Here is a 12,001-nt window from a genome sequence, read left to right as displayed (position 1 = left end):
GAGAGGAGATCAGAATGCACACCGAGGATCCCCGCTTTGCACACCCGGACGATGGATTCCCCGCGCAGCAGCAGACCCAGCCCGGTCAGACGGAGGAGATGCGACCGACACCCGACCACGGAGAGGATTCCTACGAGGGCCACGGGCGACTGTCCGGACGCCGGGCTCTGATCACCGGCGGTGATTCGGGAATCGGCCGGGCGGTCGCCCTCGCGTTCGCCCGTGAAGGAGCCGACGTCGCCATCGTCCACATGCCGGAAGAGCAGTCGGATGCCGACGAGACCCTGCGCCTGGTCCGAGAGGCCGGCCGCACCGGGCTCAGTCTCGCCGGCGATGTCCGCGACGAGGACTTCGCCACGGAATGCGTGCTGGAGGCCAGGCGGGCGTTCGGTGATCTCGACATCCTCGTGCTGAACGCGGGCTACCAGCACGATGTCGCGGGTTTCGCGCATCTCGACACCGAGGCGATGCGCCGGGTGTTCGACACCAACCTCGCCGGGATGCTGTTCTCGGCGCGGGCGGCGTTCCCGAACCTGCAGCCGGGTTCCAGCATCATCGTCACCGCATCCATCCAGGCCTTCGAACCGTCCTCCGGTCTGATCGATTACGCGATGACCAAGGCCGCTCAGGTGGCATTCGTCCGGGCGCTCGCCGAAGAGGCCGGCCCCCGAGGCGTGCGTGTGAACGCGGTCGCCCCCGGGCCGATCTGGACGCCCCTCATCCCCGCCACCGGTTGGGATGCCGACAAGGTCCGGAAGTTCGGCGCAGACACCCCGCTGGGCCGTGCCGGACAGCCGGCCGAGCTCGCCGGGGCCTATGTGTACCTCGCGTCGGGCGAGGCATCGTACGTATCCGGCGCCGTACTGCCGGTGACAGGAGGAAAACCACTATGACCATGACAGCCCCGGAGCCTCCGAGGTCCGACGCGACGACCTGGGAGGTCATCCCCCTCGGACACGGTGCGTGGCGGATCAGCGACGGCTCCAGAAAGCAGACCGACCCTGGGCGCCTGGTGGCGTACGTCGACCGCAACGACACCGGCACGCTCGAAGTGCTCTGGCTGCGCAGCCCCTGCCCGACACGCTCCCGCTACCGAGATCTCGAGGAACTGCTCGCCGAGCTCGACACCGCCGTCGCAGGCGGAGTGACCGTCTCCCGCGCGACGCGGCCGAACGAGATCCCGCACTTCCCGCCGGCGTGATCGGTCAGGGCGTGAGCACCACGAGTTCGCGCGTCGAGCGCGTCATCGCGACGTACCGGTCGACGGCGCCCTCGATGCCGCCGCTCCCGCCGCCGAAGCTCTCGGGGTCGACCAGCACGACCAGATCGAACTCGAGACCCTTCGACAACGCGGGCGTGAGCGAGCGCACGCGCTCTGTGGCTGCGAAGGTCTCATCGCCGATGACGCAGGCCGTGCCCTCCTCGTTGTCGCGGAGCCAGGAGTCGACGATCGCGTCGCGCTCGTGCAGAGAAGCGTGACGCACGGGTACGCCGCTCGCCCGCACCGAGGTCGGGACGTTCGCGTCGGGAAGGGCAGCACGGATGACCGGCTCGGCCTCGATCATGATCTCCTCCGGCGTGCGGTAGTTGACCGTGAGAGAGGCGATGTGGACGTCCTTGAGGCCGGCGCGCGAGAGGCGCTCCTGCCACGTCTCGGTGAAGCCGTGACGCGCCTGGGCGCGATCGCCGACGACCGTGAAACTGCGTGAGGGGCAGCGGCGCAGCAGCATCCGCCATTCGGCATCCGAGAGCTCCTGCGCCTCGTCCACGATGATGTGGGCGAAGGGGCCGGCCAGCGGATCGGCGTTGCGCCGGGGGAGCGCGTCGTCATCGTCGAGGCTGTTCTGCACGTCTTCTCCGCGCAGCATCGACATGAGTCCGAGATCGTCATCCGAGGACTGCATCAGATAGTCGGCGACACTCGCCCTGTACTCCCTCTCCTCCGCCTTCGCTCGCTCGCGTTCGCGGCGCAGGCGTCCGGCATGCGGGTCGCCGATGCGCCCTCTCGCGGCGTCGAGAAGCGGCAGATCGGATGCCGTCCACGCCCGTGCGTCCTCGCGCTGCAGCAGTCTCGCCTCGGCGTCGCTGAGCCAGGGGGCGCAGCGCTTGAGGAAGCCGGGGCTGCTCCACAGCGCCGCGATCAGTCCCATCGGATCGAGCAGCGGCCAGGCACGATTGAAGGTCTGCGTGAGCGCCTCGTCCTGCGCGAGCACCCGTCTCAGCCGGCTGCGCGGGATCTGCTCGGCGAACCTGTCGAGCACGATGTCGAGGAGCGCATCCCACACCTCGTCGCGCGCCTCGTTGTGCGGGGCATCCGTGTCGGTGTCGAAGGCCTCCTGCCAGTCCGTCGCCTGCACGCGCAGATCGGCCCACGGGGTCTCGGCGATCGTCGTCCGCTGCGGCGGCTGCTCGTACAGGCGCACTGCGGTCTCGACGGCGTCGACGAGCCGGCCGTCGGCCTTCAGCCGCGCGACGGCAGGGTCGGTCTCGAGCGGGCTGCGCCCGGCATCCGGAACCAGGCCCTGCAGCGTGCACGTCTGCACGCGGTCCTCGCCGAGACTGGGCAGCACGTCGTCGACGTAGGCGAGGTACGGCTGGTGAGGGCCGACGACGAGCACGCCGCCACCGCTGCCGCGGGAGATGCGCGTGTCGGAGTAGAGGAGATACGCGGCGCGGTGCAGCGCGACGACGGTCTTGCCGGTGCCGGGGCCGCCGTCGACGACGAGGGCGCCCTGCGATCCGGCACGGATGATGGCGTCCTGATCGGCCTGGATCGTCGCCAGCACGTCGCGCATCCGCGTCGACCGGGAACTGCCGAGGCTCGCGATGAAGGACGACTGATCATCGAGCGCGCCACCCTGTTCCAAGGCCTCGGGGGTGAACGCCTCGTCCCAGTAGTCGCTGATGCGACCGCCGCTCCATCGGTAGCGCCGGCGGCTGAGGAGCCCCATCGGCTGAGCCAGCGTCGCGCCGAAGAACGGCTCGGCCGCGGGTGCGCGCCAGTCGACCAGCAGCTGGCGGCCGTCCGTACCGGTGAGTCCGAGGCGGCCGATGTAGATGCGGGTGCCATCGGTGGTGACCATGCGGCCCAGGCACATGTCGATCCCGTAGCGGCGGAACATGGCAAGGCGCGCGTTCAGCCGGTGGATCTCGAGGTCGCGTTCCACGGCCTCGCCGCCGACGCCGCTGGGGGCGCTCAGTGCGCGGTCGAGGCGGGCGGAGGCGTCCGCGATGCTGTCGTCGACGGTACGGGCGATCGCGGCGAAGTGCTCCTCGTCGGAGACGACAAGGGCGGGATGGGCTTTCGCGGCGAGACGGTCGGGAAGGTGGAAAGCGCTGGTCGCGGCAAGATTCATGACGGCTCCGAATCGTTCGTGCGCGCAGGAGGACGTGCACACGATCGACAAGTATGCGCCCGCACGGGGCCCTTGCCGCAAGCCCCCGTCCCACCGGTAAACTGGAAGTGCGGGAAGATGGATGACATGACCTCCTCCGCCCCGCAGACGCAGCGCAACGCACTCGCACCCGGCCTGCTCGCGGCGATCGCGCTCTTCCTCGCTCCGCTGTTCCCGGACGGTGTGGTGGCGACCGTGATCCTGTATCTCGTCGCGATCCTCGCCGTCATCGTGGCCTGGTTCGCGTTCCAGGCGGGGCAGTGGTGGTGGAGCATCGTCTTCATCGCCGTCGCCGTGCTGTGGAATCCGATCTTCCCGTTCGGGTTCAGCGGGTGGATCTGGGTCGTTGCGCACTTCGTCGCGGCGCTCGCGTTCATCACTGCGGGTGCACTGGTCAAGAACGAGAGCACGGCGCCGGCCGCCTGATCGAGGCCAGGCGTGGCGCACGCGAGCGCACAGGCGTACCGTGCTCGGTATGGACGATCACCGACCCGACCCCGCTGAGGAACGACGCCCCGACACCCCGGCCGCGCACGATGAGGAAGGCGCGCCCCTGGGTGGCGACGAGACCACCGAGGAGCAGCTCGACGCAGACAACGCCGTCGAGGAGGACACGCTGGAGTCGCTGAACCCGGACGATTCCCCGGCCTGATCCCGATGCCCCCGGTGGCGCTCGCGAGTGAGAAACTTGAAGGATGAGCGCTTCCCTCGATGTCACCTCAATGGCGGATGCCGAGATACTCCGCCTCCGTGAGGACTTTCCGATCCTGCAGACGCAGGTGAACGGGCATCCGCTCGTCTACCTCGATTCCGGTGCGACCTCGCAGCGCCCCCTGGCCGTGCTGGATGCCGAACGCGAGTTCCTCACCACCCTCAACTCCGCAGTGCATCGCGGTGCGCACACGCTCGCCGCCGAGGCCACCGAGGTCTTCGAAGACGCCAGGGCCACTGTGGCGCGGTTCGTCGGTGCCGAGCACGACGAGATCGTCTGGACCTCGAACGCCACCGAGGCGATCAACCTCGTCGCATACGCGTTCTCGAACGCATCTGCGGGACGCGGGGGAGCGGCTGCCGAGAGGTTCCGGCTCGGTGAAGGCGACGAGATCGTCACGACCGAGATGGAGCACCACGCGAACCTCATCCCGTGGCAGGAGCTCGCCGCCAGGACGGGCGCGACGCTGCGTGTCATCCCGCTCGACGACGACGGCGCGCTGCGCCTCGACGAAGCCGCCGCGCTCATCGGTCCTCGCACCAGGATCGTCGCCGTCACGCACGTCTCGAACGTGCTGGGCGTCATCAACCCGGTCGAGCAGCTGATCGCCGCCGCCCATGGGGTCGGTGCGCTCGTGCTGCTGGACGCGTGCCAGTCCGCGCCGCACCTGCCGCTGGACGTGAAGGCGCTCGACGTCGACTTCGCCGTGTTCTCCGGGCATAAGATGCTCGGCCCGACGGGCGTCGGCGCGCTCTACGGACGTCGCGAGCTGCTCGAGGTGATGCCGCCGTTCCTCACCGGTGGATCCATGATCACCACCGTCACCACGACCGAGGCCGAGTACCTGCCGCCGCCGCAGCGTTTCGAGGCCGGCACCCAGCGGGTGTCGCAGGCGATCGCGCTCGCCGCAGCGGTCGACTACCTCTCGGCGGTGGGGATGGCGCGGATCGCCGAGCACGAGGCCGCTCTCGGGCGTCGGCTGATCGACGGCCTCGCCGCGATCGACGGCGTGCGGGTACTCGGGGCGCGCATCGATCTGCCGCGGGTGGGACTGGCGAGCTTCGACATCCCCGGCATCCACTCCCACGACGTGGGGCAGTACCTCGACGATCAGGGGATCGCTGTTCGCGTCGGGCACCACTGCGCCCAGCCGCTGCACCGTCGCCTCGGGGTCACCTCGTCGACCCGCGCGAGCACCTATCTGTACTCGACCGAGGATGAGGTGGATGCGTTCCTCGAGGGCGTAGCGGCGACGATCGAGTTCTTCGGAGTGCGCTCGTGACCTCCAGCGATCTGCAGAACCTGTACCAGGAGCTGATCCTCGACCACTCGCGCACCCCGCACGGCTTCGGTCTGCGCGATGAGGTCGAGGCGCAGTCGCATCAGCTGAACCCGACCTGCGGCGATGAGATCACGCTGCAGGTGCACGCGGCTGCCGACGGCACGATCGAGGCCATCGCGTGGGAAGGGCACGGCTGCGCCATCTCGCAGGCGTCGGCGTCGCTGTTCGCCGAACTGGTCGAGGGCATGACTGTGCCGGAGATCACCACGCGCATCGATGCGTTCCGCGAGGCCATGCGCTCGCGGGGCAAGATCGAGCCGGATGAGGAGCTGCTCGGCGATGCCGCGGCGCTCGGCAGCGTCTCGCGCTACGTCGCCCGCGTGAAGTGCGCGATGCTCGCATGGGTCGCGGCGGAGGACGCGATCCGCAAACTGCGCTGACCAGCGGGCCCCGGCCCCGCATGTGACGTCGTGTGTCGTTGCGTTAACGACCGTGTCGTCGACGCGTGACCGCTGCGGTCTTCGTGCGGATGCTGGGGACATGAGCCACCTGGTCAGCGTGGCGCAGCTGATCCACCTGCAGCGCGCCGAAGAGCACCGCACCGGCCCCGCCGTGCGGCTGCTCGATGTGCGCTGGCGGCTCGATCGTCCTGAAGGACGGCCGGAGTACCTGGCGGCGCATCTTCCCGGTGCCGTCTACGTCGATCTGGAGCACGAGCTCGCGCGCCGAGGCGAGCCGACGGAGGGTCGGCATCCGCTCCCCGACATCGATGACCTGCAGCGCGCGGCGCGAGGGTGGGGTCTCTGCGACGGCGACATCGTCGTCGCATACGACGACAACCGCAGCGTGCCCGCCGCGCGGGTGTGGTGGCTGCTGCACCGCTTCGGGGTCGACGTGAGGGTGCTCGACGGGGGCATCCGCGCCTGGGCGGGCGAGGGCATGCCCCTGGAGCGCGGAGACGTGCTCCCCGAACCGGGCCGCATCACTCTCACTGGCGAACCGGGGGGAGTGATCCTGCTCGACGAGGTCGAGGCGTTCCGCGGCGACGGCGTCCTGCTCGATGTGCGCACACCCGAGCAGTACAGCGGTGCTCACACGGCGACCGACCCGGTCGGCGGGCACATCCCCGGGGCGGTGAACCTGCCGGCGATGGCGACGGTCACCGGCGACGGGCGACTGCAGCATCCGGATGCACTGCGCCGCATCTTCGCGACCGCCGGTGTGGGGGCCGGCACCGAGGTCGCGGTCTACTGCGGCTCAGGAGTGGCGGCGATGCACACCGCGCTCGCGCTGGAGCAGTCCGGCATCCGCGCCCTCGTGTACCCCGGATCATGGAGCCAGTGGTCGAACACCCGCGGGCGGCCCGTCGCCGTCGGCATCCTCCCCGAGGGGCGACTGACACGGGTGTGACGCCCAGCGCGTCATCTTCCGTCACGGAGGAATAGCGAGGGCCACTGCCGGTTGCCCCTTGGTATGACAACTCTTGGAATCATCGGTGCAGGAAACATCGGCAGCCAGGTCGCACGCGCCGCGATCGCCGCCGGATACGACGTCGTGATATCGAACTCGCGCGGACCGGAGACGCTCTCCGATCTGGTCGCAGAACTCGGGTCGAAGGCGAAGGCGGCGACGGCTGCCGAGGCCGGTGCGGCCGGCGACGTCGTCGTGGTGACGGTGCCGTTGCACGCGCTGTCGAAGATCCCGGTCGAGCCCCTGGCGGGCAAGATCGTGCTCGACACCAACAACTACTATTTCGAGCGCGACGGACGCATCGAGGCCCTGGACAAGGGTGAGACGACCGTCTCCCAACTGGTGCAGGAGCACCTTCCCACCTCGAAGGTCGTCAAGGCGTTCAACCACATTGGATCCCGCGACATCACCGTCGACGTCGCGCCCGCAGGCGCACCGAACCGCCGCGCCCTCGCGACCTCGAGCGACTTCCCCGAGGCGGTCGAGTTCGTGACGAGGCTGTACGACGAGCTCGGGTTCGACACGGTCGACGTCAGTCCGCTGAGCGAGTCCTGGCGGGTCGAGCGCGACCGTCCGGCGTACGTCGTGCGTCAGACGGCGTCGGAGCTGCGGGCGAATCTCGAGAAGGCCGATCGGCTGCCCTGACAGCGGCCGCCGACCGCGCGCATTCGGGATACCAAACCTGGTGCAAAGCCCGTATGAGTGCGAGAATGCGCAAATGGGGGCGGAAAACGGGGAACTCGAATCTGTGCGCGTGAGACGCATGCTGCGCGACGATATCGTGCTGGGGCGGCGGCCTCCGGGCGCACGGCTGGTGGAGCGCGACATCGCAGCCGAGCTGAACGTGTCGCGTCTTCCGGTGCGTGAGGCCATCCGTGCGCTCGTGAACGAGGGCATCGTCACCGGCCGCCCACGCAGCTGGGCCACTGTGCGTCGCTTCACACGCAAGGAGGTCGAGGACCTCGCGGAGGTGAGGGCGACCGTCGAGACGCAGCTGTTCATCCTCGCGACCCAGCGCCATGACGCCGAGGGGCTGCAGCGGCTGCTCGAGGTGCTCGAGAGAGAAGAACGAGCCGCCGTCGCCGGTCGAGTCGATGAAGCCATGGACCTGGCGGGGCGATTCCACGAATGCATGGCGGTGCTGGCAGGCAACGAGATGTTCATGGAGCTCGCGGCGGTGTTCGTCACGCGCCTGAGGTGGTTGTTCGGGCGGCACGAGGATCTCATGGCCGAAGCCGTGGAGCACCGTGCGCTGTACGAGGCGATACGTGGCCGCGACGTCGAACTCGTTCGAGAGCTCGTGACCAGGCACCTCGAGCTCGGAACGATCGCGGCGCTCGAGCGGTTCGGGGTCGACGAGACGTGAGCCCGGCCGGTCAGCCGACGGGCGTCGTCGTGTCGGTGGCCTGCCGCAGCGCTGTCCGCATGACCCGCCAGTAGCGGTTCGGCGCCAGGCGCGTCAGCACATCGACCAGTCGCGCCTCACGTCCGACCATCGTGCGGATGCTGCGCCGCTGCGTGGCGCGGATGATGCGCGCAGCGGCATCCGCGGGTTCCGTGTGATACATCGCCGCCTGCGCCGATGCTGCGCGCGCGGCGACGGCGGGGTCGATCGCGGCGGCGTAGCGGCCGTGCAGGATGATGCCGGTGCGCACGCCGGCCGGATAGATCGCGCCGACGGTCACCGTGCTGCCTTCCAGCTCATGCCGCAGCGCTTCGGAGAAGCCCCGCACGGCGAACTTGCTCATCGCGTACGGGATGCGCCCCGCGGGGGCGGCGAGCGCGTAGACGCTGGCGAGGTGCGTGATGTGCGCGGCCGGCTGCGAGCGCAGGGCGGGAAGCAGCGCCTTGGTGATCGACACCGTGCCCCAGAGGTTGATGTCGACCAGCCAGCGCATCTCCTCCATCGTTAGCTGCTCGAGGCTGCCCAGCATCGACGACCCAGCGCACGTGATGAGCGCATTGATCCGCGGGTGCGCGGCGACGACCTCTGCGGCGGTCAGAGCGACGGCGTCATCGTCGCGCAGATCGACGATGTGCGTGGTGACGGTGCCGGGCAGATCGGCCGCGACGGAGGCCAACGCCTGCGCGTTGTGATCGAGCAGGGCGAGGTGCACGCCCGAGGCGGCGAGCAGCCGCGCGAGCTCCGCGCCCATGCCGCTGGCGGCGCCGGTGATCACGGTGGTGCTCCCGGCAAGGGTCAGCCGGCTCATGCATCCTCCTCCTGGCACGGTTCGGGTTCGTGCCGTTCGCTTCATCGCAGGTGGGGAGAACCTGTCGTTTCCATTCTGGCCCCCCTCCGGCGTCAGATGGTGACGGTACGATTTCGGGAGGAGGTTGTGGTGGGACGAACTGCGGATGCCGTGGCCGAAGGCGTCGCCATCGGCACGGCTGCGGCGCGCCTGACGGTGAAGAATCGCATCCTCGTCGGCACGATCGCCCAGGGCGGTGTGTTCGACGCCGCGCGATATCTGGCCGATGCGCGCGAAGCGCTGCTGGCGATGGCCGCCGAATCCGAGCAGGCAGCGGAGCGGGTGACGACGTGGCGCAAGCGCGCGCGGGGGCGGCATTCCGATCCGGCGAGCACGCACGACTACCGCGACCGCGATGTGCGCAACCTCCGTCGCCGGGCGAAGCAGTCGGCCGGTGTGGCCGAGAAGCTGAGGGCGATCGCCGAAGACCCCGAGCAGCTCGGCGCCCTCGTCGAAGGAGCGCGTGAAGCCGCGTGGGCCGATGTGCGCGGCAACCTGGATCGCCGTCTCCACGTCGAGGGCATGCGTCCCGACCAGGACCCCGACTACGCCGTCATGCGCGAAGCGCGGATGCAGGCGCTGCGGCTCGTCGACCTGCAGGCGCTGTCATCCGAGCAGCGGGCGCGGCGCAAGCGCGAGCAGGAGCAGGGCGCCTGACGCCCGGTTTCGCTTTGGGGTGCTTCGTCATGTATTCTTGCTGAGGCCCACTTCGAGAGATGTGGGCCGAGATATGCGCCCGTAGCTCAATGGATAGAGCATCTGACTACGGATCAGAAGGTTAGGGGTTCGAGTCCCTTCGGGCGCACCATTAATTGAGACAGTACCCTCGGTTCTACGGAACCGGGGGTTTTCTGTTTCGCTCTCAGATCCAGTCGAACATCAGTCCTGCGTTACTTCGTGCATGGCTGCTTGGATGCGGCGGTCAAGGTCGTCGAGCTCGGCCATCACTTCGGATGCGGCCCAGACACGGTCCTTCTTGCGTCCCGTGATCTCCTCGATGAAGCCGGCGCCGACCAGCTGGTCGATCGCCCTGTAGGCGGCGGTGGGGGAACCGACTGCGGCTTCGATCTCGTCGGCGCTCATGACGGGGTGGTCGTAGAACGTCTGGATAAGCGCAGCTGCAGCGGATTTCGCGCGTGGCTTCAACTCTGCAGTCCACAGTGCGGGCATCCCCTTGAGGCGGGCGATGGTCTCCCGGGAGCATTCGGCGGCCGCACGCGTAGAGAGCGCGAACAGATCGATGAGCGGTGCAGGGTCGCCGAGTCGGTAGGAGTCGAGGGCGGCGAAGTAGTCGTCGCGATGCGCGAGCAGGCCGCTGGCGAGGGGGACCACCGCGTTTCGGGTGACACCTCGACGCCGCAGCACGGCGGATACGAGAGCTCGGCCGACGCGACCATTGCCGTCGGTGAAGGCGTGGATCGACTCGAACTGGGCGTGACCGATCGTGGCCTGCGTTATCACTGGTACGTCGTCCCGGTTGAGGTAGGCGATGAGGTCATCCATCAGTTCGGGCACGCGTTCGGGCGCCGGGGGAACGTGGAGTGCGCCTCGAGGGGAGTGATCGCTACCGCCGATCCAGTTCTGCATGTCGCGGAGGCGACCGGCGTAGTCGGCTTCTTGGGGATCATCGGCCATGAGCGCACGGTGGGCGCTCTTGAGATGGTCGAGCTTGAAGTGACCGCTCTCACCGACCTTCGTGATCAGCTCGTGGAGTGCGGCGGAGGCTGCGACCATGCTGGTGGCGGAGCTGTTGCCCTTGTTGCCGGCCAGCGCCTTGGCGTAGTCGCGGGCGGAAGCGTTGATGCGTTCGATCTTCGACGAGGCGGCGGACTCTGAGCGAACCATGAAGCGGCTGAGGGCGGCGGAGTGGCCCTCAGCGTCGGTGTCGGCCTGGGCTACAGCAAGCAGTGCGCGTTCGGTGTGGACCATCACCATCAGCGGCGGCATGTAGTCGAGCTCGCGGATGAATGGGGGGATGGTCCCATCCACGTGCCGCATCATCCGGTCTTCGCGGGTGCCACCACGAACTTGCTGCTGCCAGGGAAGTGTTTCGACGCCGTGGCGCGGCCACTGCGGGATTGGATCTTCGCGCATAACCGCGAGCTTACCTGCGCAAATTCCCACTTGGAAGAGCTAACCGGTGATTTGCTGGGCGAAACCACCGATCTTCGTGTCTGCGCGCAGAGGAAGACGGAAGTCCTGCAGCCCGCGTCCTCGTAGCGTCGGCCAGAGCACATCGGCGGCGGCTTCGACGAGCGGCACGTCGTGAGGGACGCCGATCGTGGCCGCACCGGCGGCCCTGGCCGCGGCGAGACCGACGGGGGAATCCTCGATCGCGACGCAGTCGGCCGGGTCGACGCCCAGCAGCTCGGCGGCGCGCAGGTACGCGTCGGGAGAAGGCTTGCCCCGGGAGACCTCGTCTCCGGTGACGGTGATGTCGAACGTGCCGGGAGGCAGCGCCGCGAGGATCTCATCGGCGTAGTCGCGGTACGACATCGTGACCAGGGCGAGCGGCACGCCGGTCGCGCCGAGGGCGGCGAGCAGATTCCGCGCGCCCGGCCGCCAGGTGATCCCCTCCCGCCTCGTGTGGGCGGTCGCCAGCTCGATCCAGTGCTCGAGGAGCGCGTCACCGGACCCTGATCCACCGAGCTCGCGGATGACGCGCGCCCCATCGGGCAGGGCGAGTCCGACCAGTCGGTCGAGGGCGTTCTGCGGTGCCGCGATGCCTGCGTCCGCCAGCATCCGTTCCGCCGCCGCGATCCAATGACGTTCGGTGTCGACGATCGTGCCGTCCATGTCCCAGAGCACTGCGGCGGGCAGGCGGCGGGCATGCGTGGGGGGATTGCTCATTCGTTCTCCTCAGCAGGCACGGCTGTGGCCCCCCCCCGAG

General features: G+C 68.9%; 14 protein-coding genes and 1 tRNA gene. 11 read left to right on the top strand and 4 right to left on the bottom strand.

Going from position 1 to position 12,001, the window contains the following annotated elements; all coding sequences use genetic code 11:
- The first annotated feature begins 14 nt into the window (after nucleotides 1–14).
- Together ACNPNP_RS12865 and ACNPNP_RS12860 are read left to right on the top strand one after the other, a co-directional pair.
- A complete protein-coding gene (locus ACNPNP_RS12865) occupies nucleotides 15–893 on the top strand; it encodes an SDR family oxidoreductase (protein ID WP_448966432.1) in 879 nt (292 codons plus the stop codon).
- Complete coding sequence (locus tag ACNPNP_RS12860) at nucleotides 890–1,201, top strand: hypothetical protein (protein WP_448966431.1); 312 nt, start codon at nucleotides 890–892, stop codon at nucleotides 1,199–1,201. Before ACNPNP_RS12865 ends, ACNPNP_RS12860 begins: the two co-directional genes overlap by 4 nt.
- 4 nt (nucleotides 1,202–1,205) lie before the next feature.
- Here the strand turns inward: ACNPNP_RS12860 and helR are convergent, their stop codons facing one another.
- Entirely contained in the window at nucleotides 1,206–3,356 is a 2,151-nt protein-coding gene (helR, locus tag ACNPNP_RS12855; RefSeq protein WP_448966430.1) for an RNA polymerase recycling motor ATPase HelR, read from the bottom strand.
- Between the two features lie 126 nt (nucleotides 3,357–3,482).
- Here helR and ACNPNP_RS12850 point away from each other — a divergent pair, with 126 nt between their 5' ends.
- From ACNPNP_RS12850 to ACNPNP_RS12820, 7 genes are all read left to right on the top strand, one after another.
- Nucleotides 3,483–3,821 carry a DUF6804 family protein gene (locus ACNPNP_RS12850; protein ID WP_448966429.1) on the top strand — a complete coding sequence of 113 codons (339 nt, stop codon included), beginning with the start codon at nucleotides 3,483–3,485 and terminating at the stop codon, nucleotides 3,819–3,821.
- Between the two features lie 49 nt (nucleotides 3,822–3,870).
- The gene (locus tag ACNPNP_RS12845) at nucleotides 3,871–4,047 is read left to right on the top strand and encodes a hypothetical protein (protein ID WP_448966428.1); all 177 of its coding nucleotides are present in this window, start codon (nucleotides 3,871–3,873) and stop codon (nucleotides 4,045–4,047) included.
- A gap of 43 nt (nucleotides 4,048–4,090) precedes the next feature.
- Nucleotides 4,091–5,389, top strand: a complete 1,299-nt coding sequence (locus ACNPNP_RS12840) for an aminotransferase class V-fold PLP-dependent enzyme (protein ID WP_448966427.1) — start codon at nucleotides 4,091–4,093, stop codon at nucleotides 5,387–5,389.
- Complete coding sequence (sufU, locus tag ACNPNP_RS12835) at nucleotides 5,386–5,829, top strand: Fe-S cluster assembly sulfur transfer protein SufU (RefSeq protein ID WP_448966426.1); 444 nt, start codon at nucleotides 5,386–5,388, stop codon at nucleotides 5,827–5,829. The genes ACNPNP_RS12840 and sufU overlap by 4 nt, the downstream gene beginning before the upstream one ends.
- A gap of 100 nt (nucleotides 5,830–5,929) precedes the next feature.
- Nucleotides 5,930–6,799, top strand: coding sequence for a sulfurtransferase (locus ACNPNP_RS12830; RefSeq protein WP_448966425.1), 870 nt, complete (start codon nucleotides 5,930–5,932; stop codon nucleotides 6,797–6,799).
- 63 nt (nucleotides 6,800–6,862) lie between these two features.
- Complete coding sequence (locus ACNPNP_RS12825) at nucleotides 6,863–7,504, top strand: NADPH-dependent F420 reductase (RefSeq protein WP_448966424.1); 642 nt, start codon at nucleotides 6,863–6,865, stop codon at nucleotides 7,502–7,504.
- Between the two features lie 109 nt (nucleotides 7,505–7,613).
- A complete protein-coding gene (locus tag ACNPNP_RS12820; RefSeq protein ID WP_448966423.1) occupies nucleotides 7,614–8,225 on the top strand; it encodes a GntR family transcriptional regulator in 612 nt (203 codons plus the stop codon).
- A gap of 10 nt (nucleotides 8,226–8,235) precedes the next feature.
- Here ACNPNP_RS12820 and ACNPNP_RS12815 read toward each other — a convergent pair whose 3' ends face one another.
- The gene (locus ACNPNP_RS12815; RefSeq protein ID WP_448966422.1) at nucleotides 8,236–9,072 is read right to left on the bottom strand and encodes an SDR family NAD(P)-dependent oxidoreductase; all 837 of its coding nucleotides are present in this window, start codon (nucleotides 9,070–9,072) and stop codon (nucleotides 8,236–8,238) included.
- Nucleotides 9,073–9,201: 129 nt separating this feature from the next.
- Between ACNPNP_RS12815 and ACNPNP_RS12810 the strand changes: the two genes are divergently transcribed.
- On the top strand, nucleotides 9,202–9,768 hold the full coding sequence (locus ACNPNP_RS12810) for an asparagine synthase (RefSeq protein WP_448966421.1): 567 nt from the start codon (nucleotides 9,202–9,204) through the stop codon (nucleotides 9,766–9,768).
- 75 nt (nucleotides 9,769–9,843) lie between these two features.
- Nucleotides 9,844–9,919 (top strand) — tRNA-Arg (locus tag ACNPNP_RS12805).
- 71 nt (nucleotides 9,920–9,990) lie between these two features.
- Here ACNPNP_RS12805 and ACNPNP_RS12800 read toward each other — a convergent pair.
- Nucleotides 9,991–11,205, bottom strand: coding sequence for a Fic family protein (locus ACNPNP_RS12800; protein ID WP_448966420.1), 1,215 nt, complete (start codon nucleotides 11,203–11,205; stop codon nucleotides 9,991–9,993).
- Between the two features lie 39 nt (nucleotides 11,206–11,244).
- Entirely contained in the window at nucleotides 11,245–11,961 is a 717-nt protein-coding gene (locus ACNPNP_RS12795) for an HAD family hydrolase (protein ID WP_448966419.1), read from the bottom strand.
- Nucleotides 11,962–12,001 lie beyond the last annotated feature (40 nt).

Source organism: Microbacterium xerophyticum, from assembly GCF_053543555.1.
This window is presented reverse-complemented; position numbering and strand designations above follow the sequence as displayed.